At 52.7% G+C, this 25,894-nt stretch carries 19 protein-coding genes and 2 tRNA genes; 10 read left to right on the forward strand and 11 right to left on the reverse strand.

Features of this window, described 5'->3' with window-relative positions; genetic code table 11:
* Positions 1 to 377: 377 nt before the first annotated feature.
* The 3 genes from ACKPCT_RS09440 to ACKPCT_RS09450 all read left to right on the forward strand — a co-directional run bounded on the left by ACKPCT_RS09440 (position 378) and on the right by ACKPCT_RS09450 (position 3,308).
* Entirely contained in the window at positions 378 to 608 is a 231-nt protein-coding gene (locus ACKPCT_RS09440) for a hypothetical protein (RefSeq protein WP_090068071.1), read from the forward strand.
* 498 nt (positions 609 to 1,106) lie between these two features.
* Positions 1,107 to 1,703: a transglutaminase-like cysteine peptidase gene (locus tag ACKPCT_RS09445; RefSeq protein WP_319569048.1), complete on the forward strand. Its 597-nt coding sequence runs from the start codon at positions 1,107 to 1,109 to the stop codon at positions 1,701 to 1,703.
* Positions 1,704 to 2,009: 306 nt separating this feature from the next.
* Positions 2,010 to 3,308: a TIGR03862 family flavoprotein gene (locus ACKPCT_RS09450; protein WP_319569049.1), complete on the forward strand. Its 1,299-nt coding sequence runs from the start codon at positions 2,010 to 2,012 to the stop codon at positions 3,306 to 3,308.
* A 220-nt stretch (positions 3,309 to 3,528) separates the two neighbouring features.
* Here the strand turns inward: ACKPCT_RS09450 and ACKPCT_RS09455 are convergent, their stop codons facing one another.
* The gene (locus ACKPCT_RS09455) at positions 3,529 to 3,687 is read right to left on the reverse strand and encodes a hypothetical protein (RefSeq protein ID WP_175527864.1); all 159 of its coding nucleotides are present in this window, start codon (positions 3,685 to 3,687) and stop codon (positions 3,529 to 3,531) included.
* Positions 3,688 to 3,950: 263 nt separating this feature from the next.
* Positions 3,951 to 4,805: a D-amino-acid transaminase gene (locus tag ACKPCT_RS09460; RefSeq protein WP_319569050.1), complete on the reverse strand. Its 855-nt coding sequence runs from the start codon at positions 4,803 to 4,805 to the stop codon at positions 3,951 to 3,953.
* Positions 4,806 to 5,155: 350 nt separating this feature from the next.
* Here ACKPCT_RS09460 and ACKPCT_RS09465 point away from each other — a divergent pair, with 350 nt between their 5' ends.
* Positions 5,156 to 6,091: a cation diffusion facilitator family transporter gene (locus tag ACKPCT_RS09465; RefSeq protein ID WP_319569051.1), complete on the forward strand. Its 936-nt coding sequence runs from the start codon at positions 5,156 to 5,158 to the stop codon at positions 6,089 to 6,091.
* Positions 6,092 to 6,213: 122 nt separating this feature from the next.
* Here the strand turns inward: ACKPCT_RS09465 and ACKPCT_RS09470 are convergent.
* A tRNA-Pro gene (locus ACKPCT_RS09470) sits at positions 6,214 to 6,290 on the reverse strand.
* A gap of 277 nt (positions 6,291 to 6,567) precedes the next feature.
* Between ACKPCT_RS09470 and ACKPCT_RS09475 the strand changes: the two genes are divergently transcribed.
* The 4 genes from ACKPCT_RS09475 (at position 6,568) to ACKPCT_RS09490 (ending at position 10,503) form a co-directional block, all read left to right on the forward strand.
* Positions 6,568 to 6,642 (forward strand) — tRNA-Gln (locus ACKPCT_RS09475).
* Between the two features lie 364 nt (positions 6,643 to 7,006).
* Positions 7,007 to 8,632 (forward strand): hypothetical protein, encoded by a 1,626-nt coding sequence (locus tag ACKPCT_RS09480; protein ID WP_319569052.1) that lies wholly within the window; start codon positions 7,007 to 7,009, stop codon positions 8,630 to 8,632.
* A 3-nt stretch (positions 8,633 to 8,635) separates the two neighbouring features.
* Entirely contained in the window at positions 8,636 to 10,093 is a 1,458-nt protein-coding gene (locus tag ACKPCT_RS09485) for a UbiA family prenyltransferase (RefSeq protein WP_090068056.1), read from the forward strand.
* On the forward strand, positions 10,090 to 10,503 hold the full coding sequence (locus ACKPCT_RS09490) for a GtrA family protein (RefSeq protein WP_319569053.1): 414 nt from the start codon (positions 10,090 to 10,092) through the stop codon (positions 10,501 to 10,503). Before ACKPCT_RS09485 ends, ACKPCT_RS09490 begins: the two co-directional genes overlap by 4 nt.
* 111 nt (positions 10,504 to 10,614) lie before the next feature.
* Here ACKPCT_RS09490 and ACKPCT_RS09495 read toward each other — a convergent pair whose 3' ends face one another.
* Positions 10,615 to 12,414 carry an IlvD/Edd family dehydratase gene (locus ACKPCT_RS09495; RefSeq protein ID WP_319569054.1) on the reverse strand — a complete coding sequence of 600 codons (1,800 nt, stop codon included), beginning with the start codon at positions 12,412 to 12,414 and terminating at the stop codon, positions 10,615 to 10,617.
* Between the two features lie 625 nt (positions 12,415 to 13,039).
* Between ACKPCT_RS09495 and ACKPCT_RS09500 the strand changes: the two genes are divergently transcribed.
* Positions 13,040 to 14,989, forward strand: coding sequence for a methyl-accepting chemotaxis protein (locus tag ACKPCT_RS09500; protein WP_319569055.1), 1,950 nt, complete (start codon positions 13,040 to 13,042; stop codon positions 14,987 to 14,989).
* Between the two features lie 89 nt (positions 14,990 to 15,078).
* Here the strand turns inward: ACKPCT_RS09500 and ACKPCT_RS09505 are convergent, their stop codons facing one another.
* The 7 genes from ACKPCT_RS09505 to ACKPCT_RS09535 all read right to left on the reverse strand — a co-directional run bounded on the left by ACKPCT_RS09505 (position 15,079) and on the right by ACKPCT_RS09535 (position 23,865).
* A complete protein-coding gene (locus ACKPCT_RS09505) occupies positions 15,079 to 17,466 on the reverse strand; it encodes a hypothetical protein (RefSeq protein ID WP_319569056.1) in 2,388 nt (795 codons plus the stop codon).
* A gap of 372 nt (positions 17,467 to 17,838) precedes the next feature.
* Positions 17,839 to 18,753 carry a ribokinase gene (locus ACKPCT_RS09510; RefSeq protein ID WP_319569057.1) on the reverse strand — a complete coding sequence of 305 codons (915 nt, stop codon included), beginning with the start codon at positions 18,751 to 18,753 and terminating at the stop codon, positions 17,839 to 17,841.
* Positions 18,754 to 18,956: 203 nt separating this feature from the next.
* Complete coding sequence (locus tag ACKPCT_RS09515; protein ID WP_319569058.1) at positions 18,957 to 19,934, reverse strand: Bug family tripartite tricarboxylate transporter substrate binding protein; 978 nt, start codon at positions 19,932 to 19,934, stop codon at positions 18,957 to 18,959.
* 57 nt (positions 19,935 to 19,991) lie between these two features.
* Positions 19,992 to 21,509 carry a tripartite tricarboxylate transporter permease gene (locus ACKPCT_RS09520; RefSeq protein ID WP_319569059.1) on the reverse strand — a complete coding sequence of 506 codons (1,518 nt, stop codon included), beginning with the start codon at positions 21,507 to 21,509 and terminating at the stop codon, positions 19,992 to 19,994.
* Entirely contained in the window at positions 21,503 to 21,988 is a 486-nt protein-coding gene (locus ACKPCT_RS09525) for a tripartite tricarboxylate transporter TctB family protein (RefSeq protein ID WP_319569060.1), read from the reverse strand. Before ACKPCT_RS09525 ends, ACKPCT_RS09520 begins: the two co-directional genes overlap by 7 nt.
* Before the next feature lie 14 nt (positions 21,989 to 22,002).
* Positions 22,003 to 22,971: a Bug family tripartite tricarboxylate transporter substrate binding protein gene (locus ACKPCT_RS09530; RefSeq protein WP_319569061.1), complete on the reverse strand. Its 969-nt coding sequence runs from the start codon at positions 22,969 to 22,971 to the stop codon at positions 22,003 to 22,005.
* 99 nt (positions 22,972 to 23,070) lie between these two features.
* Complete coding sequence (locus tag ACKPCT_RS09535; RefSeq protein WP_319569062.1) at positions 23,071 to 23,865, reverse strand: IclR family transcriptional regulator; 795 nt, start codon at positions 23,863 to 23,865, stop codon at positions 23,071 to 23,073.
* A 1,067-nt stretch (positions 23,866 to 24,932) separates the two neighbouring features.
* Here ACKPCT_RS09535 and ACKPCT_RS09540 point away from each other — a divergent pair.
* Positions 24,933 to 25,829 carry a dihydrodipicolinate synthase family protein gene (locus tag ACKPCT_RS09540; RefSeq protein WP_319569063.1) on the forward strand — a complete coding sequence of 299 codons (897 nt, stop codon included), beginning with the start codon at positions 24,933 to 24,935 and terminating at the stop codon, positions 25,827 to 25,829.
* Positions 25,830 to 25,894 lie beyond the last annotated feature (65 nt).

Raw genomic sequence — 25,894 nt, forward strand, 5'->3', positions numbered from 1 at the left:
GACCATCGCTCTTTTTTTTATGACAAGCCTTCTAGAAGCTGAAGTTCAACCGCGAAGGTGTCACTTTAAATCCCTGATAGAGTGAATCTCTTCAGACGCTTAGGCATAGTTTCTAACAAAGGGATTCGCCCTCCTTCACAAAAAGATTCAAGCAGCTTCAGATAGTGATTCAAGTACTTGAGACTCTGATTCAAAACTCGCCGATAGTGCGCAGCTTCAACCCTCTTCCCGTCGGTTTAAAAGCGACGCAGCATCTTTAGAATTTTATCCATGCCTTTAAACGAAGCGAAAGTAGGATGTGATAGTCTTCTTATATAGCCCGACTGGCTCCCGGATGGCGCCTTGGAGATCGGGCCGCGAGAAGCAGGCATAAGACAATGAGATTCACGGTTTCCACGAAAGCACTGTTGGGATTGCTCTTCACCGTCACCTTTTTCTGGGAGACGCTGTCGCTGCTGGGGAGCCATGGTGAATTCAGCAGCCTGCATTTCGAAGCCAATAGTGAACGCTTCCTACTAATCGTGCCCGCAATGACCATTCTCTGGCTTCTGCGGCACCTGCTTCCCTGCCGTGCGCACAAAGATGAAACTCCTTGGCAAGGCGATTGACGCACTTCCATGCACTTTTAGACATTATCACTCATTCTCGGCTCCGCAACGGCTCACCTTCACCACGACCGTTTATGAGTCGTTTCCAGCCTTTCTAAAAATCCCTATCAATTTTTACGAGCCTTGATTGATTTTGGTAAGGCTGGTGACAAAAGCACTGAATTATCATCATATTTTTCATTGCCTTTATTTCGGTCAAATATTTGTGTTTACTACGAAATATAGTTTCCCAAGGCTTTACAGAATAGAACAACACCCTGAAAAGGGCTTCATAATCAGGCCTTCGGGCCATTTCCCTTTACGCGACACGGCTCACAAAAACGAATCGTATAAAACCGTCGGATCAAGGTTAATTTTTCGTTTATAATTGATTTGAAATCCCCCATAATTTCTCACGCCTTCTTTAAAAGCCCTCGCTAGGCTTGTTAGGCGTTGTTCACTTAGGGGGTTACCTTGTTTCGGCATTCACAACTGACAAGCTTTGCAAGAAGAAGTCTGTTGGCAGGCGTAGCGTCAGCCGGCTTGGTCGCCGTGCTCGTACCGAACGACGCCTTTGCTGCCGCCGGAACAATGCGTATGACAGAACGCACGAGCCCTCCTGCCGGACATGTCTATTACTGCGCAAACAATCCCGCTGCGTGCAATCGCTATGGGCAAGGCACAGTAGCGTTGTCTCAGGAAAGCTGGAACCAGCTGCTTGAAGTGAATGCCTCGATCAACAAGAGCATCAAGGCCCGTGCAGACGGACAGATTGATGAGTGGTCGGCCTATGTAACAGAAGGCGACTGCGAGGATTACGCGCTGACCAAGCAACAGGAATTGCTTAGAAAAGGCTGGCCATCTGATGCACTATTGCTCACAACCGCCTTTTTGAATGACGGCACCTATCATGCTGTGCTGGTGGTCAGAACAGACCGCGGTGAGTTTGTGCTGGATAATCTGAATCCCACAATCCTGCCATGGCAGGATGTGCCCTATCGCTGGAACAAGCGGCAGGCCGTGGGCAATCCCACGATCTGGCAACGGGTGGCTGGAGCCCCCGAGCCGAGAACGCAGCGCCCAGTGGCCGGTTTCCGACTTCGCGGAAGCCAATAGAGCACGTTATTTGACAGATTTACGCAGCCTCGCTGCGACCTCTCACTCCCGGAGGTAAAAGACGCCACAGGTCCCTCAAGGCGTCTGGAGCATGGTTCCCAGTCAATCACAGCGGAGGAAAAGACACACGCACCATGTTCAGGGAGACCAATCGAACTTGAGCCCGGACGGCCCACTCACACTGCTGTCCCAACTGGCCTCGAAACAGGGTTTCGAGGCCTTTTTCTGTATGACCCACAAAAGCCCCTAGCCATTGTGCTTGGACGGCTATAGGTCTGATGGATCAAAAGAAGAGGAAACGGGCACATGCAAGAGAAAAAGAAGACGGTCGCGATCATTGGTGCGGGGGCTTCTGGCCTGATGGCAGCAGACAGGCTCTCGACGCTGCGCCCTGATTTGTCCATCCATCTGTTTGATGCGATGCCGAGTCCCGCGCGCAAGATCCTGATGGCGGGCAAGAGTGGTCTCAACATCTCTCATCGGTCAGGCCTTGCCAATCCCGACGCCTTTGCCAAGCATTATGGCAAGGCGACTGACTGGATGCAGCCCATGCTTGAGGAATTTGGAACCAAGGCCATTCTCGACTGGATGGAGATGTTGGGGCAGCCTCATTTCATCGGCTCGACGGGTCGGATTTTTCCCAAAGTCATGAAAGCCTCTCCCCTTCTCCGCGCCTTGATGAAACGCCTTGAAGAACGCGGCACAACCTTGGCAACGAAGCACCGCTGGATTGGCTGGAACGAGGCCGGTGCATTGCTGTTCCACACCGAGCAGGGGGAACAGTGCTTTGAAGCGGATGCCTGCCTTCTGGCTCTTGGAGGCCCCAGCTGGCCACGCCTTGGAACAGATGGCGCCTTCTTGACGCCCCTCATCGCTCAGGGCATCGCATGTGCGCCCTATCGCCCTTCCAATTGCGGCTTTGATGTCGAGCTTCCCGAAAGCTTCGGCAAGGAATGGGCTGGCACACCGGTGAAGTCAGTGCGCCTTTCTTTTGGAGGGAAATCTGTCAGCGGAGATTTTGTACTCTCTCACCAAGATCCCAAGAATGCATCTGGAACCGGCGCATCGGATATTGATCATTGCGGGGGCCATTGCGCAATCGAAGGTGGGCCTATATATGCGCTCTCTGCCCCTATACGCGATGCTCTGGAGAAAGGCGGCAGCGTCACCTTGAACATCGACCTGCGCCCCAATCTGACGCTTGCGCAAGTCAAAGAGCGCCTTTGTCGTCCGCGCGGCAAACAATCATTCTCGAACCATCTGCGGCGCAGCCTCAAGCTTCAGGGCGTGCAGGCCGCACTGCTTAAGGCTCTGACGGACAAATCCGTAATGAATGATGTTGATCAGCTCTCAAACGCCATCAAAAATCTGTCCCTCAGGGTAACGGCCCCTCGCCCCATCGCTGAGGCAATAAGCACTGCTGGCGGCGTGTTGCTTGATGAGTTAGATGAAACGCTGATGGTAAAAAGGGCGCCGGGATTGTTTATCGCCGGGGAGATGCTGGATTGGGAAGCTCCAACGGGAGGCTATCTGCTCACAGGCTGTTTCTCACAAGGCTTCCGTGCAGCCAAAGGCATTGCGCATTATCTGGATGCAAAAGCCTAATGTCAGCCCAAACCAGGCCAGAAGCCTGATTGGCTTGCCAGCCCGACCAGAACGCAAAGCGCAATGAGAGACGGGCTTAACCAACGTTTCCATAGCCGTTTTCTTTGCTTGGCAGTCATAATGGCCTCGTGAAAATGTTTGAGCGTATCCAGACAGGCGCTGCCGGCTCTCATTGGACTATAAGAATTCAATCAAAAATGGCTAATCCGGCCGATCGCCTTTAGAAGCTTTGAAGCAGGTTACTGGCAAACATGGACAACATGACAATGCCGGAAAGCGTATAAACGACGATCTTGAGCCATCCCCGATATCCGCGCATGCGGTCTTTCAAATAGACATGCTCCACGGCGGCATTCTCTGGTGTCGCTTTATCGGTCATAGCCAATTCCTCTTAAAAAGATCATCCCGGAGCGCGCCGGGATGTCCAATCTTGTAAAAGGGTCTGATTTTTGACGTCTACCCCCATCAAAGTAGCCAGACCAGCACCATTGCAGCTACGATCATCAGGCCGACGAGCAAGCTCATGACCGGCTCGAAAGACGGTTTATCGAGATTTCCCATAATGCGGACCTTTTCTCCATGCATCAAAGTTGCTCCGATGAAATGGGGTTAAAGCCGTCAACATTCAAGGGGCAATGATTTTTAGCTCAGGCTCTTTTTGGCAAACGAGACATAAAGATCGCGCAAGCGCGTGGTGTGGGGGCCGGGTTTTCCGTCACCAATCTTTACGCCGTCAAAGGAGACGACAGGCGTGACAAACATGGTTGCTGAGGTAACGAATGCCTCTGCAGCATTCTTGACCTCATCAGGGGAGAAGCTGCGTTCTTCAACCGTCAGCCCGGCTTCCTTGGCCAAGGCGAGCACCGCCTTGCGCGTGATGCCGTGCAAGATCTTGTTGGACAGGGCGCGGGTCACCAGCTTGCCATCCTTGGTGATGATATGGGCGTTATTGGAGGTACCTTCAGTAATCATGCCATCTTCGACAAGCCATGCATCATTGGCGCCTTCAGCAATAGCCGTGCGCTTGGCCAGTGAAGCAGGCAAAAGAGCCACGGTCTTGATGTCGCGGCGCTGCCAGCGGATATCCGGCTGTGAAATCACATCGAGACCCTTCTCGGCCACTTTGTCCATCTTGGCGCCACGCGACTGAGTAAACATGATAAGCGATGGCTTCAGGCCCTCGGACCAGAGGAAATTGCGATCTTCTGCACCGCGGGTCACCTGCAGATAGATACTGCCCGCCGCAATGGCGTTGCGCTCGATCAGCGTGTGCTGGATTGTTTCGATCTCTTCCATCGAGCAAGGAGCCGGAATATCGAGCTCTGCGAGCGATCGCTGCAGGCGCGCAAGATGTCCTGCATTGTCGACCAGCTTGCCATCAAGGATGGTCGAAACCTCATAAACACCGTCAGCAAACAGAAAGCCACGATCAAAAATCGAGATCTTGGCCTCTTCTTCTGGCAGATATTCTCCATTGACATAGACGATGCGAGACATGAAGAGCCCTTTCTTTTTCTTCTAATCTTTTCAATGATGGAAACCGATGAAACCCTTTGGAGCGTTGATCGACGCGAGGCCCCCGCTGCAGGAGACGAACACTTTATTATCGGCACTCAAGGAGAGTTTGCCTAACATTAGGACTGTCGGCGTATCATTACAATTGCCCCGAACTGCTCACCAACAGGCAAAGACAGTTATACACGGCAAAGCCGTTAGGACAATTTCACATATGGGAATCACCTTAGGCCTATGCGAGAAGCCCACTACCCGCCTCCGATCTGCTTGACAGACCTACGGATTGGGCAACATCTATCAAAAACACACTAAATGGACTCGCCTGACAAGCCATGATTGATCCAGCATCCTTGAAAAAGCCGGTAAGCAAATTGTCTTCCAAGCAGTTGGCAATCGGGTCTGTTTTGGTTGCCTTGGTGGTATTGGCGCTGAAATATGCAGCCTATGCCATGACCAACTCGGTCGGGCTCTATTCTGATGCGCTGGAAACCCTGATCAATTTGGCGGCCGCCTTTGCGGTTCTGATTGCCCTCTGGCTTGGTGAAAAGCCAGCTGACCATAATCACCAGTTCGGCCACCACAAGGCAGAATATCTCTCGGCGGTGGCTGAAGGGGTGCTGGTGGTTCTGGCTGCGATCGCCATTTTCATGGAAGCCTATGAGGTCTTCACTCATCCCCGGGATTTGTCGGTACCGACTATCGGACTGGTGCTCAACGGCCTTGGTGGTGTCCTCAATGCCGGCTGGGCCTTTACACTGGTGCGCATCGGCAAAAGGCTGCGCTCCCCTGCCCTTGTGGCGGACGGCAGGCATCTCTTTACGGATGTTGTTACTTCTATCGGCGTCATCGCCGGTGTCACGCTGGCCAAGCTCACCGGGCTCGTGTGGCTTGATCCGTTGCTCGCCATGTTTGTCGGCGTTTCCATTCTCTGGACGGGATGGGAGTTGATCAAAGGGTCATTAAGTGGTCTGATGGATGAAGCGATTGATCCTGAGGAGCTGTTGCAGCTGCGCACATCCATCATGGCCAATGCGGACGGAGCAATCGAAGCGCATGATATCCGCACGCGCCATGCTGGCCGAGTGATATTTGTGGAGTTTCATCTGGTGGTCCCCAGCCAGATGAGCGTCTATGACGCCCACGCCATTTGTGACAGAATCGAAAATGCCCTGCAAAAAGAAATGCCTCACGCCGTGGTGACGATTCACATCGAGCCTGAATATATGGCAAACAAGTCTGTGTTCGATGACAATCTGACGCTGGATTAAGGCCTACGGGCACGGCATTCCGATATCAAAAAGAAGCTCATGAAAACCGGTTGAGGCGCAAGGAATCATCCTGCGCTTCATGGGTGACGACCATCTATAACTATTGAGGAAATAAGAATAAATGGTCGGAGCGAGAGGATTCGAACCTCCGACCCTCTGGTCCCAAACCAGATGCGCTACCAGGCTGCGCTACGCTCCGTACCTCTGGTGGAGGCGCTTATAGCCTCCCCATCGCGGTATGGCAAGAGCATAAAAGACAAATTTCTAAACTCTTTGAAAGATTTCCACGTCGGATATCAGATCGGCTGCTTTTTCTGTCCTTAGAGCCCCTTTTCCGCCAAGACGAAGAGCGGACACCAAGCCGATTTATGAAAGATGGCCCTCACTTGTGAAAAATTTGGTTTAAAGCATTGCACGACCCATCGGCCTTCTGTATAGAAAGCCTACTCTAAGCCGGAGCAATTATTCGGGCTTGCTGGGGTGTGGCCAAGTGGTAAGGCATCGGTTTTTGGTATCGTGTATCGTAGGTTCGAATCCTACCACCCCAGCCAATTCTCTTCCTCAAAGCGATGTCTTTTCCCGCTTCTGATATTGAGGCTGATGAGGTCGTTTCTTCTCCATTTTTAAAATCCATGGATGCCATGCACTGGCTTGGTGTTTATGCGGCACCATTTCTTCCACACACAGATATGTCTGCCTGTCTTTCTGCCAGCAATCTGTGGCAGATCGTCCCAATGGATTTCGCACTCTACCCGCACCAGATGCGTATTTCACCATAGTTTCAGACCGATAGACCAAACCGAGCTTATGTGAGGCACTAATCGGTAAAGTGTGAGAAAATTGAACACACAACCAAGTGTTAAATCTTGGAGTGTAGATTTAGCCAGAGTTGAATATTAGTGTTGCGGTTTTCTCATGCAGAACATATTACCTCGCCAGGTTATTTTTCTGGCCTTTTCACTTTTGCTCGTGGTGTGCGGCTATCTGTTTTTACAGCAAGCACCCTATGGCCGAGCGATTTTTGACTTTATTTTTGTTCAGGATGGCGCTTACAGGATATCTCTGGGACAGGTGCCCCATATCGATTTCTTTTCACCAATCGGTTCACTGACGCTTTATTTGGCCAAGTGGGGAGAAGCGCTGTTTCCCCACAGCAACGCCTTTGTCTCCTTGCACATCATGACATGGCTGGTGCTTCTGCCTGTCTTCATGGCGCTCGTACCCCGTTTCAGATCCCATACAGAGTTCGGATGCGCCTTGCTGTTGTTGGCGCTGATCACACTGGTTCCCATGACACTGGACCAGACCCATCTTTCTGAAATCAGCTATTTTGCCACCTATAACCGCTTCGCAACCGCCCTGCTCCTTTTGGCCGGGCTCTGGTATATGCTACCCAAATCGCGGTTTGATGCCATTCTGCTGGCCTATCTGCTCGGCCTGCTGTTCTTCTTGAAAATTACCGCTTTTCTGGTGGTCTGCGGCATACTGCTCGCATCCGTTATTCTGGGGCGCAGCCGATGGACGGCCATCCTTGGCGGAATATGCCTGTTTTGGTCTCTGCTGCTTGGGCTGGAATTACAGAGCGGCTTCATCTCGTCCTATATCAGCGATATTCACTCCATGCTTTCAGTCAATCAGGGCGGAGCCGTTTACAAGCTATTCTATACCGCTTTCACCTATTGGCTGGCGGGTAGCTTCGTTGCCTTTATTGGTTTGGCCGCGCTCGCACGTCTCTTTATCTTTCAGAAGGGACGCGCATTTCGCTGGTCTGCCATCATTACCGATGAGGCTTATGCCATTGATACTGTGCTGCTCATGGCAGCTGCCTTCATGGCAGAGAGCCAGAATACGGGAGGGTTGGGGCTGATCGCCGGGATTGCGTGCCTGTTTGGAGCAGCAGCCTGGGAGCGCCATAAGGTGACCTCGGCGCTTCTGCTGGCAGCGACACTGTTTCCCGTTGCCGACATGGTTGTTCATCGCGGCATGAAGGTGCTTGTGAGAGAAAAACAACCTGCCATCGAGCAAAAACTGGATGTCTTGATTCCCGGAACGCGCGTTCCCTTACCGACCGATGAGGGGAGCCAGTTTTTCGGACAATTGATTGAACAGCAAAGAGATCGCATCCGCGCCCTTCAGACCGATCGCTTTTTCCTTACATATGACCCGACATCCAATGCTCCGGCAGTCAATCTGGCTCAGCTTTACGCCATTCTGGATGCCGCCCGGATATTCAGGGAAAAGGGGCTTGGGGACACGGTACAAAGCACGACCACGATCGCCTTTTCCGATCCGTTCGGTCGCTTGCTCGGCCTGACGCCAGCCAAACATACCACACTGGTTATGGATATAGGACGAACCCTTCCAGAGCCCTCTATTGAGGAGGCCCGCGCCTATCTGGCAAGCGCCGACGGGATTTTTGCCGATCTTTGCAATGTTACCGATATGAATATCACGCCTTATTATCTGGCTGCTCTGGAACAGGATTTCAAAAAGACGCATCTGAATAGCTGCTGGGATTTCTATGCTCGGAGAGGGGAATAGCCGATGAAGGACAAGATGCCGAGTGAGCAGACCAAATTGGCGCTTCCTCTCGTTCTGGATCTGGACGGCACCGTTGTGCGCAGCGACATGCTTCTGGAAGCCATGCTGGTCTTTCTCAAGAAGCGTCCATGGGATATTTTTCTGATCATCTGGTGGATGCTCAAGGGGCGTGCGCTCTTGAAGCATAAACTGGCAAACGAAACGGATATCGACATCCAGTCCCTGCCGCTCAATCAGGCCCTGCTTTCCTATGTGGCCGAGCAGGGCGAAAGAGGGCGTCCCATCTATGTGGCAACAGCGGCCAATGTGAGTGTTGCCAAACAAGTTGCCGCCCGCCTGCCCAACATACGCGAAGTCATCGCCAGTGATGACCAGACCAATCTCAAAGGTCCTCAAAAGGCGCGTGTCCTGCAAGAGCGCTTCCCTCAAGGCTTTGCCTATGCCGGCGATGCAATGGCCGATCTTTCCGTATGGAAGGGCGCAAAGGCCGCTGTTGTTGTGGAAGCGCCAAGGCAAGTGGTATCAGCCGCCCAGAAGCACACGACAATCGAAAAGATCTTGCCGCGCCATTCCCTATGGAAGCCCTTCATCAAGGCGATCAGGCCCCATCAATGGGCCAAAAACGGGCTGGTTTTCGTTCCGCTGTTTCTTGCGGGCAAACTTGGAGACGCGCAGGCGATCATGGCAGCATTTGTTGCTTTCTGGGGCATCAATCTTGTTGCGTCGGCCACGTATCTCGTCAATGACCTGCTCGATTTGTCAGACGACCGGCGACACTGGTCCAAAAATAAGCGGCCGCTCGCCAGTGGTGATCTGCCCATAAGGATCGGTATCCTGTCTGTACCTGTAATTTTACTTCTCGGTCTCGCCTTGTCACTGCTGGCGGGCAAGAGCGCCCTGCTCATTGTTATCACCTACATCGCGGCCACGCTGGCCTATTCCTTTGGCTTAAAGCGCTATCCCATCATTGATGGCTTCACGTTGGCGAGCCTTTTTACCCTGCGACTGGGGCTGGGGATTGCTGCTGCGGGAACCATTGCCTCACCGTGGCTTCTGGTCTTTTCCATGTTTCTGTTTGGCTCGCTCAGCTTCGCCAAGCGCCATACGGAAGTATCCGGCGTTCTCTTGCGCGGAGGAGACGAAGTGCGCGGACGGGGCTACCAGACCCTTGACCTGCCGCTTATTCTTGCGAATGGAGTTGCCACAGGCATCTGCGCCGTACTTATTCTGGTGCTCTATATTATTGACGATGCCTTCACACAGACCTTTTATGGCGACATCACATGGCTATGGGGGTTTCCGATCTTCCTGTTTCTGTTCATTTCGCGCATCTGGCTAATGTGTCAGAGGGGGCTGATGAAGGATGACCCCGTTGCCTTTGCCATAAGAGACCGGATGAGTCTGGCCCTTGGAGGCGGAATGGTCACCTGCTTCGCGGCAGCATGGATAGGAATCACATGATGGTCGTTGCAAAATTGATGCTGGATATGCGGGTACGGTTTCTTGTGGCCGGAGGCAGTGCTGCCCTTCTCAACTGGGGCATACGCTTTTTATTCAGCCTGTATCTTCCCTATCTATTAGCGGTCTGTCTGGCGCTCGTGGTGGGCATGATCTACGGGTTTATCATCTATCGTTACTGGGCATTCGTTTCGCCGCGCAGCCGCTCTGTGTTTCTTGAAATTCGCGATTTCATTCTGGTCAATATCGCAGGCGGACTGGTTACGATCATTGTCGCCTATGCGCTTAACTGGGTGTTGGGCGGACTACCGCTTCCCACAATTGTGATCGAGGGCTTTGCCCACGCCACAGGCATTGCAGCTGGTGCGGTCGTCAATTATCTGGGGCACAAGAATATCACATTCGATGTCTAGGAGGCGCAGGCACACGGACACTTTTCTTGCTTCCCAGTGTCCGTGTTTCCATGCTTAAGCCCAACCACCACCATGCTTCATGCAATAGGGGGTATTGGCCTTGTCGCGTATCTAGTGGCTGTGGCGCGGAACTGTCGTGTTGCCAACGTCAAGATAGCTATCGGCGCCCTCGATGATCATCCCTTCTGCAAACGGGCGAACAGACTTGCGGAACATCTCCTGCCATGGCGTCTGGCTTTGCGGATTGCTCGGACCACCGCTTGCCAACAAGGCATCCCGTCTCTTTGCAATTTCTTCCTCAGACAGCAGGAGTGTCACACGTCTGGCATCAAGATCAACGCGCAGATGGTCCCCGTCCCTGATGATGGCGAGATTTCCCCCTGCCGCCGCCTCGGGAGACGCATTGAGGATAGAGGCAGCACCGGATGTGCCCGACTGTCGCCCATCGCCGATGCAGGGCATGTCATGGACACCCTGCTTGATCAGGTAGGATGGCGGGCGCATATTGACCACTTCCGCCCCGCCAGGAAAACCAATGGGCCCTGCTCCGCGCATCACCAGCAGGCTTTCGGGTGTAATAGCCAGTGATGGATCATCGATCCTTTTGTGAAAGTCTTCCGGACCATCAAACACGAAGACCGGGCCTTCAAAGGCATTCGGGTCTTCGGGATTGCTCAAATAACGAGAGCGGAACTCCTCGCTGATACCGGATGTCTTCATGATGGCATCGTCAAAGAGATTGCCGCCCAGTGACACAAACCCTGCCTTGGCAGTCAGGGGATCGCTCAGCGGGTGAATGACATCGCGGTCTTCGATCTGGCAATCGCGGTAGAGTGCAATAAATGGCTTGCCAGAGGCTGTCATCACATCCGGATGGGGAATAAGCCCGGCACGCAGCAATTCCCCGATGATAGCAGGCAGCCCCCCTGCCCGATAGAAATCCTCACTGAGATATGGCCCCGCTGGCTGAATATTGGCCAATAGAGGAACCTCATAACCAATGGCGTCCCAATCCTTATTCGTCAATTCCACACCGAGATGGCGCGCTACGGCATTCATGTGGATCGGCGCATTGGTCGAGCCCCCCAGTGCCGAGCAAACGACAATCGCGTTTTCGAAAGCCTCTCGGGTCATGATGTCCGATGGCTTCAGATCTTCATGCACCATACCGACGATGCGTTCCCCCACCTTGTAGGAAATCCGCGCGCGCTCACTATAGGGAGCGGGAATGGAAGCTGAGCCGGGCAGCTGCATTCCGAGCACCTCAGCTAGGGAGTTCATAGTAGAGGCAGTGCCCATGGTGTTGCAATAACCAACCGAGGGCGATGAAGAGGCTGCCATTTTGAGAAATTCCTTGGCGTCGATTTCCCCTGCTGCAAATTGCTGACGCGCTTGCCAGATGATCGAGCCCGAGCCAGAGCGCTTGCCCTTGTACCAGCCATTGAGCATGGGGCCCACAGAGAGAGCCAGCGCGGGAATATTGACCGTTGCGGCTGCCATCAACAGAGCGGGCGTCGTCTTGTCGCAACCAATATTGAGCACCACGCCATCAATCGGGTAACCATGCAAGGCTTCGACCAGCCCAAGATAGGCAAGGTTTCTATCCAGCATGGCTGTGGGCCGTTTGCCGGTTTCTTGTATGGGGTGTACCGGGATCTCCATAGCAATCCCACCAGCGGAGCGAATGCCCTCTCGCACGCGCTTGGTCAGCTCCAGATGGTGTCGATTGCAGGGCGACAGGTCTGATCCGGTCTGGGCAATACCTATGATCGGCTTGCCTGATTGCAGTTCGTCTAGCGTCAAACCATAATTTGGATAATGTTCCAGATAGATAGCCGTCATTTCGGGATTTGACAGATCATTGAACCAGAGTTCGGAGCGGAGCGGGCGTCGCTTTTTGGGATCGGACATGGAGGGTTCCTGACGGTTTTTCTAGCTTCCCTCATGCAATGACCTGCAAATCATCGTTAAATGGCTGAAGGGGGAAAGCTTTTATTGGAAGGCTATAGATTTTTCCCATAGGCATAAGGGCTGACAGGAAGAATTTCAATGAAAATGCTCTCAGAGTTGGCTCTGTCGTGCCCGCTCCATCGCCTCGCCGAAACTGCCCTCACTTTTTACCCTTGATGCCGACAGCGTCGCCCGCATGAGGCAACGAATATGACAAAAAGGGCCTATCCTCCGTAAACTGACAATATTGTTTTACTCAATACAAAACAATACCCTAGATAAAACAACACAAATTCCACAACCAACACTCATTTCAACCCTGAATTTACATGAATCATATTGTACATCCATGAAATTAAATCCTTTGTTAACCATGATAATCAACTTTTAACTTAAGGAGACGTCGGTATTTCTGGATAGCGACAAGATATTACATCCCAAACAGGATATAGCGATCATGAGTGAGTATCAGCAACGAAACTCGCAAAACTTAGATAGTAAGACTGATTCAACTGGTGCGAGAGATATTTTATCTCGATTCAAGATCGGGCAACGGATCTATGGTGGTTTTCTTGTCCAGATTGCCTTGATAGTCACCCTGTCGATTATGGGGATCCTGGCATTCAGAGATCAGATTGTTCAGTTCGATGCCTATGGAGACATGGCCAAGGACACCAAACTTATAGATAGCCTGAGCGCAGAGGTCGTAAAGACTCAGCTAGCACAACGGAACTATTTCCGAACATCTGCAGATGACGAAAAGGCCGCTTTTCTTAAGCAATATAAAGATGTCAGCGCACTGATGGAACAGGCGCAATCTACCATTGAGCATCCGGAGAGAGCCCGCCATCTTGACCAGATCGCGAAGGCGCTCAAAGACTATAAATCCGGATTTGACGAGGTTGCCAATCTCATCGACCGCCGCAATATACTGGTCTACAAGGAACTTGGCGCGAAAGGGCTCGCAATGCGGGAAAACCTGACCACCATTCGTTCAGGCGCCTTCTCTGCGGGTGACTATGAGTCGGCGAGTTTTGCCGGAATTGCGCAGGAGCATCTGCTGCTTGCACGTCTTTATGTGATGAAATTCCTTGATGACAACAGCGATGAAGCCGCACAGCGCACGACAAGCGAGCTGCAGGCTCTCAACAAGGCTTTGTCTGACTTGCACACTTCTCTCCTAAATCCTCAAAGGCAGGCTCTTCAAGAGAAAACCGCCACTCTTGCAAAGGATTATCAGGCAGCGACCAAGGAGCTGACCAATGTGATCCTTGAGCGCAATACCATTCTGGATGGCAAACTGAATACAAGCACTGACACCATATTCAGCGCAGCTGAGGCGACATCAGTTTCCGCAGATCGAGATGAAACAACGATGCGTGAACAGGTTTACGCCAGCCTCTCCAGTGCTGAGAGCGGCCTGATCACGATTGCTGTCATAGCTTTGGTGATAGCCCTGGCTGGCGCCTTCATCATCGCACGTGGCATTACCTCACCTGTCAATGCACTGACACGGTCCATGCAGCGTCTCGCAGACGGCAATGTGGATACCGGCATCCCCGGCCAGAGCAGAAAAGACGAGTTGGGCGACATGGCCCATACAGTCGAGATATTCAAGCAGAATATCGTAAAGGCCAGAACACTGGAAGCCGAGCAGCAGGAGAACAAGCGAAAGGCCGAAGAAGAGAAACGCCAGATCATGATGCAGATGGCGGATGAGTTCGAGCGTCAAGTCGGCTCCATCGTTCAGGCAGTTTCTTCCAACTCGGTTGAACTCAATGCCAGCGCCAAATCCATGACCAGCGTGAGTGAACTGACCTTGCAGCAGGCCACGCAGGCAGCCTCGGCATCTCAGCAGACGACAGCCAGCGTCCAGACGATCGCAACAGCCACCGAAGAAATGACCAGCACCATCGCCGAAATTGCTCATCAGGTGGCCACGGCCTCCCGCTCAGCAAACGACGCGGTCAACAAGGTCAGCTCGACCAACGAACAGATGGCTGTGCTTTCGGAAACCGCGAGCAACATCGGCAAAGTGGTTGAAATGATCTCCACGATTGCGGAACAGACCAATCTGCTTGCCCTCAATGCAACCATCGAGTCGGCTCGGGCCGGTGAAGCTGGCAAAGGGTTCGCGGTTGTGGCCGGAGAGGTGAAAGCCTTGGCAGGGCAAACCGCCAAGGCGACCGATGAAATCGCCAAGCAGATTGCAGAGGTTCAATCGGCCACCGAACAGTCGTCCGCTTCCATGGAAGAAGTCAGCCACGTCATCCAGCATCTCAACGAGATTTCGACGGCTATTGCTGCGGCGATGGAAGAGCAGAATGTCGCTATCAGCGAGGTTTCCAGCAACATCCATCAGGCAGCGAAGGGCACGGAGCTGGTCAACGAGAATATCGACTCCGTCAACAAAGCCTCGCAGGAAGCTGGAAGCGCTTCCAGTCAAGTGCTCGCTTCGTCTGGCGAGTTGGCCGAGCAGTCCGAGATGCTCAAGGCCGAGGTGGACAAATTCATTGATCAGGTCCGGGCGGCCTGATCCCCCTCCCCTATGCACATGCAAACGAAAACAGGGCATCCCAGCGGTGCCCTGTTTTGATAATTATGACTGTCTGCAATGCGCATCCCCTAGAGGATAAAATCTCCAAAGGAGAGATGGGTCACGTCACGCAATTCCACTTCGAAATCCGCAACAGCATCTCCATCCGTATCAGCATAGAGCGTGGCGTCGCCATTGTTTGTTTCATACCAGATTGAATTTGCTTCAGCCTGCATGCCAGCGAAATTAAATGACCGATTGCCATCCAGATTTTCATTGGCATCTATCTGAGCCAGATCGATCACATCCTCGCCGCTATCGAAGAGGAAGATGACGTCGTGATCTGGTCCGGAGGGACTGTCTTCGTCAGTTATGAAAACAAAGGTATCCTTGCCTCTGTCATTTCCGGCAAACATCACGTCGCTTCCCAAACCACCGACGATGCGATCAGCACCGACACCAGCGTAGAGTTTGTCATCGCCGAAATTACCACGCAAGGTATCGTGACCATTATCGCCATGTATAATGTCGTCGCCATCGCCCCCTAACAGGGTGTCATCGCCATTGCCTCCACGGGCGAAATCATTGCCATTTCCCCCCACCAAAGTGTCGTCACCATTGCCACCAAACAGCTTATCCCAGCCAACGTCTCCGTTGAGATAATCATTTCCATTGTGCCCATAAAGACGATCATTTCCATAGCCACCCAAAAGGGAGTCATTACCAGCGAAGCCCAGCAGCGTGTCATGCCCATAAAGGCCATTCAGCATATTCTGCGCCATTGTGCCTTTGATGACATTGTTCTGCATATTGCCCACGCCCATGAACGCGAGGCCTGTGAGGGTTAGATTTTCAACATGTTGGCTGTTGTCTCTCAATATGTAGCTCGCAGAGCTGATGATGAGATCCGTGCCCTGACCAACATATTCAAAGACCTTGTCCTGAGTGTCATTGACGACATAGGTGTCGTTCCCCAAATTACCATGCATCTTGTCTTCGCCAAGGCCGCCATCAAGATAGTCGTTTCCCTGGCGGCCAAAGAGCTCATCTGACCCCGTTCCACCTAGCAAATAGTCAGCGCCCCTCTCACCAACGAGCGTGTCATTGCCACTGTCCCCTTGAATATAGTCGTCGCCAGCACCGCCATGTATCTGATCATTGCCATTCTTGCCGATCATGTAATTGCTCTTGTCATCCCCCCAAAGGGAATCCGCCCTGAATGTGCCCTCATGCTGCAACGTCTTGAGAATTTGGGACATCGGCACGCGCACAATGCTCTCCACCGTATCCTTGTCTTTGGGGACCAGATTCGCCGAGTTGGTCACAAGATAGGCATAGTTTCCGTCAGCAGAATAGCTGATGCCCGTTATGCCTTTGTTGGGATGAACGGGGCCTGTAAAGTCAAGCGTTTCAAACTCTCCCGAGCCAAGGCGGGTATAGACGACGTCGGGACGCATATTGACATCATCGGCAAGGAGATTGTTTGAAGAGGTCGTGAACTCGACGATATGCGTTCCCGGAATGAAACGCGCAAACAGATCATCGCCATTGGATTCCACTCCATCTGATCGCTCAGACACGCGGATCGTATCGCCGGTAAGCATGTCATAGGCGAAAACATCAATGTCGTTGTTCCTGTCGTTGGCGACCAGATTGCTGGCAGCGCTCTCAAACAGCAGATACCGCCCATCTGAGGAAAAACCGCCCACAGATACGGAAGCGCCATTCGCAGCGCCGCCATTCAGGGCCTTGCTGACCAGCGTCACATCACCGGTATTGAGGTCTTTGATATAGACATCGGATGAGAAATTGGTGTCGGTCGGGCTTAGATTGTTGGCATTGCTCCAAAAGGCGACTTTGGTGCCATCGGGCGAGAAAATGGGATTGTAGGACGATCCGTTGGCCTCGGTCCCGTCTGCGGCGACAGAAATACGCGCGACATCGCCAGTTGCGAGTTCTTCAACGAAAATATCCGTGACACGATTGGTGTCGTTGGCAACAGTAGTGCTGTTGGCACTGGCATAGGCAATATGACTGCCGTCATTGGAATATCCAAACTGGCTCAAATGCCATTTCACATCCTGAGAGAAGGGATAGTCCACGGTGCTGATGTCTTTTGCAATCACTCGCGTTGTGCCGAGATTGACATCGCGGATATAGAGATTGAAGCCCTCACCGAAGCCATTCGTGGTGAAGGCAACCTCCGTTGGGTTGTCAGGGTTCTGAAGCGCGCTGCCGCGCCAGGCGCTGTAGTCTGCTATTGCCCCGTTTGAACTGACATCAACATTGAAAGTGCGGCCGGTTGCGGTATCGCGCAAAAAGATATTCTGCCCGACTCCATCCTGAGGCGTCAGATTTGTCGAGTCACTTGCAAAGACCACATAGCGACCATTGCCTGCTGCGGAATATGCAAAGGCGGGGCCGTTGGCATTTACCCCGGACGTCGACATGGAAATAAGCTTTGGCAAGGCAGGCATAGCAGCTCCCGAAATTGCTCATCAGAAATCAAAAAGCAACTATAGGTATGGAAGAGAAATCTTATAAAATCATTATGATATATACCTATCAGGTGATATCGGAAGACCTATGGTCACGCATCCTCATCAAGCCATTGAAATCAAACTCGTTTTCACCCCCCCATGCAGCAAGTATTTTTGGACAGCAAACAGAGTGGCGCATGACGCCTGCCTTCTGCCACCATGTGTGTGTAAGAATGATGTTTAGGCATCTGATATACAGCTTCTGTCGAACTTCAGATGCCCGGATACCTGTATACCCAAATGCAACGCCCTCGCCTACGCTTTGCAACAGGAACGAAGGCGCAATTATATCTCCCAATTGCTTCTTGGCTATCCGGCGACCAGCGCCTCAACTTCCGCTCGCGAAGGCACGGCTTCGCCTGCACCGCGCCGCGTAGTGGCCAAGGCCCCTGCCGCTGCAGCAAATTTGAGTGCATCCAGAAGGCTCTTGCCCTCAGCCAGAGCAGCGGCGAGCCCTCCGTTGAAGCTATCACCAGCAGCGACCGTATCAATGGCCTTAACATAATAAGGGTCTATGTGGCCCGACCCCTCCTCTCTTGAAGCATAGGCCAGCCCTTTGGCACCTAGCTTGACCACAGCAAGCTTAGGTCCCATCGCGAGCAACCTTTTAGCCAGAGTTTCTGCTTCCAGAAAGTTACCTGGCATGGTTCCGGTTATCGCGGCAGTTTCGGTCTCGTTCGGGGTGATGATATCCGCTTGTGCAATTAAAGCGTCCATATGACCTTCCGAGATGGGGGCAGGATCTAGGATGACGGTTGCCCCTGCGGCTTTGGCCTTACGCATTGCCGCGATGGTCGCATCAAGAGGCGTTTCCAGCTGGAAGAGCGCCACCTTGGCCCCCTTGAACACATCCGCATCAGGCCCTTCATCTGGCCAGGCCATATTGGCTCCACCAACCACCGTTATCGAATTCTGCGAACTTTCATCGACATGGATCAGCGCGATACCACTCTCCGCTCCATTGATGGTGACGAGATGGCTCGTGTCCACCGTCATGGCCTCTAAATCAGCGCGCAGTTTGTCGGCAAAACTGTCCTCCCCAACAGCGGCGACAAATTTCACCGGACAGGTGGCCAATCGGGTGGCGGCCACCGCCTGATTGGCGCCTTTGCCGCCAAGTCCGGTCTGGAAGCTGCCCGCATGACTCGTCTCGCCAGCCACCGGCAAATGCTGAACAGAAACAGTCATATCAAGATTGACAGACCCGAATATAGTGATCGACATGTGGCTCTCCTTCGGCCTGCTCTGCGCGCTTTTGCGCATGCCCTCATGGCAGCTCGCTCTTCCGAGCTGCTCCGGCAAATACGGACTTTTGTGGAATGGGTAAAAATCCGGCAGGCAATCAACATGCAAGGGAATGCCGATTGCCTGCCTTCAGTCCAAGAGCTGACTGCCCCAGTCAGCTCCAGGGAGGATTTACAGAATGATCACTCGCTACCAACGCCCAGCGCGGTCATCACTTTTTTTGTTTGGGCTTCATGCCCCTTGATGAAGGCTGCAAAGCCAGCGGAATCCATATATTGTGTGCCGAAACCGCGATCTTTCATACCAGTCTGGAAACGCTCGGACTCATAGGCGACCTTCAATTGCGCCTCGATTTCCTTGACCAATGCCGGGTCCATGCCTGCAGGACCGGCAACACCACGCCATGTGCCACCGGTCACATCCTTGCCGGTGATTTCCTTGGCGGTCGGTACATCAGGATAGCGCTCTAGCCGATCGCTGGACAGAACAGCAACAGTCTTGACCATGCCAGCATCTGTCAGGGCATCGGTTTCAGGAATGGAGCAGAGCACCACATCCATGCCGCCAGAGGCAAGTTCCTGCAAACCGGCAGCCGAGCCGGAAGCAGGGATCAGGTTGATTTTGGCGACATCAATGCCTTCGGCCATCATCAGGGAAATAAACGGAATATCCCAGCTGGCGCTGCATGTACCGCCGCAAGAGATCCGCAAGGAAGCAGGATCTTTCTTCAGCGCGGCAACAATATCATCAAGCGATTTCAAGTCGGAACTGACACCGACATGGATCGCAGACGGGTCGACATTGACCAGAGACAAAGGCGTGAAGCTGTCAGCGGTAAAATCGGCCTGCCCGAGAATTTTGAACTGTGCAAAGGGCGATAGCTGCCCCATTGTGTAGCCATCAGGCTTGGCGGTGCTGTAGGTCGTGTAGCCGACAATGCCGCCACCCTGTGCCTGATTGATCACATTGACCGGCTGCGAAGTCTGGCTTTCCAGTTCACGGGACAACAGTCGAAATGTAAAGTCGCTGCCACCGCCGGCACCGGCGACAACAATCATGCTGACCGGTTGGTCTGGCCATGCAAGGGCTGGCCCTGCCAAAAGCGTAGCCATGGCACTGGTGCAAAGAATTGTGCGGATAATTCTGCGGGACCTGTTCATGATATTCTCCTCCACTCAACAGGAATATTCTTTAAGAAAGTACCCTGTCGGCACCGCTCAGGAAGCGGTGTCGGCAAGTGAGCCGTCGTTCTTCGCGTCGCGAGACGCGAAGAGTTTGAGACCGATGATCAGGGCCCACACCAGAATGGTGACGGCACCGATCGTTCCTCCAATCGGTCGGTTGAAGAAAGTTAAGAGATCGCCTTGGGATTTAAGCATTGTGGTCATGAAGGTCTGCTCGAGCAGCGGACCAAGAATGAGCCCCAGAATGGCCGGAGCCAGAGGCACTTCATTCTCTTCCATCACATAGCCAAGCAAACCGAACAGCGCGACGAGGCCAACGGCAAAAAGCGTATTCTCGACCGAAAATGCCCCCAGAATGCAGAAGAGCAGAATGACCGGAGAAATGATGCTCGTTGGCAAGCGCAAGATCAGACCAAAGCCGCGGATGCAGGCAATGCCAAGCGGTAGCATCAGAAGATTTGCCAGAAAGAAGATCGCAAAGATCGCATAGATGACCTGAGGCTGGTTAAGAAACAGCGTCGGCCCCGGGTTAACCCCTTTGATGAACATGACGCTGATGACAATTGCGGTAATCGCATCACCGGGAATGCCGAATACGGTTGCCGGAATGTAGGCGCCGCCCAAGCTGGCATTGTTGGCCGCACTGGCTGACATGATGCGCTCCACCGCCCCTTCTTCGGTATCGCTATTGCCACGCTTGGACGATTTTTTCGCCAGAGCGTAGGAAATCCAAGCGGCGATGTCGGATCCGGCTCCGGGCAAGGAACCGACGACCGTGCCGAGCAGGCTGCCCCGAAGCAATCCGATCTTATGCGGCCACATCAGCTTGACCACTGTTTTGACAATTGAGGCAGGTTTTGCCTTCTCCGACATCTGTCGATCCTGTCCGTAACTGTTGCGCAGTAATTCCGAAACAGCGAACAGGCCGATCAGCACGGGAATGAGCCCGAGCCCGCCAACCAAATTGGTCGAGCCGAAGGTAAATCGAGGCATGCCGGAAATCGGATCAAGCCCCATGGTCGCAAGGAACAGGCCGAACAGCAAAGAGGCAAGCCCCTTGAGCAAGGACGGACCGGCCACGAAGGTGGCACAGCTCAACCCCAAAACCCCGAGCCAGAAATATTCAACGCTGGAGAAGGACAGCGCAATGCGGGCCAGCCAAGGGGCGCAGAGCGTCAGGATGGTTGCGCTGGCTACACCACCGAAGGCGGATGCAAACAGCCCGGCCCCTAGTGCCGTCGCCGATTTGCCCTGCCGGGTCAGCTTGAAGGCATCATCTGTATAGGCCGCCGAGGCAGGCGTGCCCGGCATGCGCAGCAGTGCGCCCGGAATATCACCGGCGAAAATCGCCATGGCAGATGCCGTGATGATGGAAGCAATCGCAGGGAGCGGAGCCATAAAGATAATGAAGGGGACAAGCAAGGCCGTTGCCATCAGAGCTGTCAGCCCGGGAATGGAGCCAATAGCAAGCCCATATGCAGCAGATGCGACGATCACCAAAAGCAGATAGGGATCGGCTAGCTGCGCCAGAATTGTACCAGCGTCTACCATATGAACAATCCTGAAATTGGAGTGAGTAGCCCCCATGAAAGGGGGACATGCAGAATGGAGGCAAACAGGATGTTGACCACCAGCGCGGTTATCAGCGCTACGGCGAAAGCCACTTTCCATCGCACGCCATTGGCTATCTGGATCATTGCGAGCAGAATTGTCGCTGTGGCGAGAAAGCCCAGAGGCGTAACAGCCAGCCAATAAAAGAGAATTGCGATCGGAATGATCCAGAAACGAAAGACGAATTGGCGGTTTTCCAGCCAGCGCGGCCGGTAAAACAAGGGCTTGTCACGCCCGGTTACATACCCTTGGACGATGAGCCCGCCACCAACCAACACAAGGCCGATGCCGATAAGCAGGGGAAAGAATCCCGGCCCGTAATTCAAATGGCGAGGCGGCACCAGACTCTGGGAGTAGAGCGCAATCGCCCCTCCCAGAATGGCCACGACCAAGCCGACGATACTATCATGAGCTTTCATGGAATTTTCTCTTGTTACTTGCTGTAACCGAGGGCAGCCATCACACGCGCGGTGTCCTCTTCATGGCTCTTCATCAAGACGGCGAGATCTTCGGTGGGCATCCATTTGACGCCGAAATTGGCCGTCTTCATTGCATTCTTGAAGCTATCGGACTGCACGGCCTTTTGGGCGGCGTCTTCCCACGCCTTGATAATGTCATCAGAAACACCCGCAGGCCCGCCAAGCGCGCGCCATGTGCCGCCATCCACCGGATGACCCATGACTTCACCGGCAAGAGGCACATCTTCAAAGCCGGGCACCGGTTCCGGGCTCAAGACCCCCAAAGGACGCACAAGACCGGCAGAGATGAGCCCTGAGGCTTCAGGCAAGGAGACTGTTTGGAAATCGACACCACCGGAGGCCAGCTCTTGCAATCCTGTGGCTGCGCCCTGTCCCGGAATCCAGGTGATCTTTTCAACATCGATGCCGTAATCCATCATCATGCCGGCAACGGGTACATCCCAGACGCTTCCGCAGCCGCCACTGCAATGGATCTTGTATTTCGAAGGCTCGGCCTTGATTGCGTCCAATGCGTCAGCCAACGTCTCGAAAGGCGAGGACGCAGATGTAACGAGTGAGGAAGAGTCCCCATTAAAATTGGCCATTGGTGAAAAATCCGCTCCGGCGAAATCAGCCTGACCAGTATATTTGTAGCCAGCATAGGGAAACAGCAAACCGACGGTATAGCCATCCGGCTCGGCATTGACCATGCTTGTCAAGCCGACGACGCCACCGCCCTGCCCCTGATTGATGATGCTGACCGTCCACCCCATTTCCTGCTCGATGCTGCGAGCCAGAATGCGTGTGGTGGTATCGCCTCCGCCGCCAGCGGCAGCGGGAACGATGATTGTAACGGGCCTTGTTGGAAAATCAGCAGCCCAGCCAACGGACACCATAAACGGCACTACAGTGAGCGCCAAAAGATAGTTGCGTGAGCAAATCATCGAAAACCTCCCATTCCTCGACACAAATAGGAATAAACGATGACCGATACTTTTTCAATCCCACATTTCGGAATTAAACCAATTGACCAGTTTTAGAGATCACAAATTCGGGTTCCAGCCCAGACTTTTCGAAATTTCATCTGCTGTATTGGCAACAGCAGAGGCCAAACCGAGCACACGAGGCATCGGCATGCGCTCAGTTGTGCCTGAAACACTGATGGAAGCGAAGACTTGTCCACGCGAATCCCGAATTGGAGCACCAACACAGCGAATGCCCAATTCGTTTTCCTCATCGTCGATTGCGTAGCCGTTTGTACGCACTGTCTCCAGCTCTTTCTTGAGCGCAGAAAGGTCGGTGATGGTTTTTTCGGTGCGGGCTTCGAGCCCTTCCTCTTTGGCGATTCTATTGACGAGCTTGTCGTCCTGATAGGCCAGAAAGGCTTTACCAACACTGGTGCAATAGGTCGGGGCCCCCTCGATTGTCGTCAGGGTCGTCAATCTGTTCTCACCCATTTCCTCGCGCTCGATACAGACCATATGGCTGCCGTCAAAGATATGCAGATGCACAGCTTCGCCTGTCAGCTGATGCAACGAGAGGATATGCGGCCGCGAATTGCCGGTTAAATCCAGGTTGGCGATGACCACGCTGCCGAAATAAAACATTTTCAAACCAAGACGATAGGTCTGTCTTCGCCCGTCCTGATCAAGCATGCCAACATCTCTTAAAGACGCGACGATGCGGTGCACCGTGGTACGCGGGAGCCCGGTTGTTTCCACGATTTCACTGATACTCAATTGCCCCCTGGCACGGGTAAAGCAATTGAGGACCGTCATCATTTTTGTAAACAGCTTTGCGCCCGCTTCGTTTCCGCCGGCATCATTTTTTTTGACCATTGTTCTTTCCAAGCTTTTTTAAGAGGCGCCAGACTGAGAAGTCCTATCGTCATGCAACAGAAGCTCTCGCCCTCATTTGAACAGGTTTAATTCTTGTTTCGAGGCAAAATTGCAAGTCAATTTACCGTCGTTCGCGCGTTTCCTTCATGCGTACGCAGCCCGGCCTGCGCTTCAAATTCCAAAACCCTTATTTAAGGGGGATATATTTCAGAAATAATCCACAATACGGAACATAGCAACTCAGACTGTTGGAGAATCTCCACCATTGACCATCAAATAAATAATATAAATAGTAATTTTTACCGATTACAACCCTTTATTCTACTATTCACAATTAAGCAAGAATCGCTAAAAAGCAGCAATTCCCTTAGCTTTTCTGCCGATTGCAGAATCTCACATCGGCAACCCATACTCGACTGAATTGGCCTGAAAGGTTACCCACCGGAATAGTGCACCCTTTGAATGGGTTTCGAAGTGCAAATTCAGCAATTGGTATTACGGTATATTCCAAATTACGGAATATTCCTCACCAAGATGTACGAGCCATAGTGACTGATGATCAATTTATTCGCCGCTCGAAAAAATCCCAATCATGCCCAGCCTGCCAGCAGCGCCGAACCAATGACGCAGCAATTGATGGTCTTGTTGACACTTACAGCAGAGACGAAACCCGATAACCACTTTTATATCTTTTTGTAATTATTATATTTTTCTATTTTTTCTGCAGCAAGACATTTGCTATGCCTGCCTTGAGCATCCCCTTTTCACTCGTTCTGCAGAAGCGCCAAGACACCTCATTTCAAGCTCAAGAAAGCACGGTTTCTCTCAAGCCTTCACTTCATTTGGGGCGATAGCCATAAATGGACATTGAAAAGATACAATTTGCCTAACTTCCAATTGTGGATAATAATTGCGGAAAATATCGCATCTTTCTTCCACATTATGGGATTGAATATATTTTTGTTGACTTAAATTCCATTTTGAATAAACCTAACAATCAATCTCATACTCCCACCGTCAACCGGGAGTGCCCGAGGTGACATCCTGAACAACCAAGGAATTTAGACATGAAACACGCTTCAGGCCTTATGCCAGCATGTATGACGATCTGGAACGACGATCAGACCTACAGCAAACCCAAAATGGAAAAATATCTGCGCTGGTTGATCGATCAGGGCGCGCAGAATCTTTCCATCTGCGGCAGCACCGGCGAAAATATCGCCATGAACCCGACCGAACAGAAAGAAATTCTCGAGCATGTTCTCGGCTTCATTGATGGTGAAGTGCCTATTTATTGCGGCACAGGCTTCTATTCGACCATTAACACCATCGACATGAGCAAGTTTGCTCAGGACAAGGGCGCCGATGGCCTGATGGTTATCCTGCCTTACTATCTCAACCCGCATAAGAAAGCGGTGATGAGCCACTTCCGCGAGCTGCGCCAGAATGTCGATATTCCCATCATGGTATATAATAACCCATGGTTCGCCGGATATGAACTGACCCCGCTCGAAGTAAAAACACTTTTGGATGAAGGTGTGATCAACGCCATCAAGGCAGCTCATGGCGACGCAAACCGCGTGCATGAATTGCGCTTCCACTGTGGTGACAAGCTCGATATCTTCTACGGCCACGACTATGCCGCCATGGAAGGCATGCTGGCAGGTGCTGATGGCTGGCTCAGCGGCTTCCCTGCTGTTCTGCCAAAAGCATGCCGCACCCTGATGGACATCTGCATCGTCGAGAAAGACGTCGACAAAGCCCGCGCCCAGCAGGCCAAGATGCAGCCATATATCGATTATTTCTTCTATGACAAGGAAGCAGGCGTGCCCCATTGGCAGGAAGTCTGCAAATACACCCTTACAGCGCAGGGCCTCGATGTTGGCCTGCCTCGTCATCCGCTTGGCGATCTGGATGACGCGAACAAGAAGAAAATCGACAAGCTCCTCGCAGATCTTCTCTAGATCTTGCCCCTGCCCGGTGGCCTCTTAGCAAGAGTCACCGGGTTGTTCAGCTCCCCTCCGAACAG

It is taken from the genome of Cohaesibacter marisflavi, assembly GCF_963665895.2.
GTDB lineage: Bacteria > Pseudomonadota > Alphaproteobacteria > Rhizobiales > Cohaesibacteraceae > Cohaesibacter > Cohaesibacter marisflavi.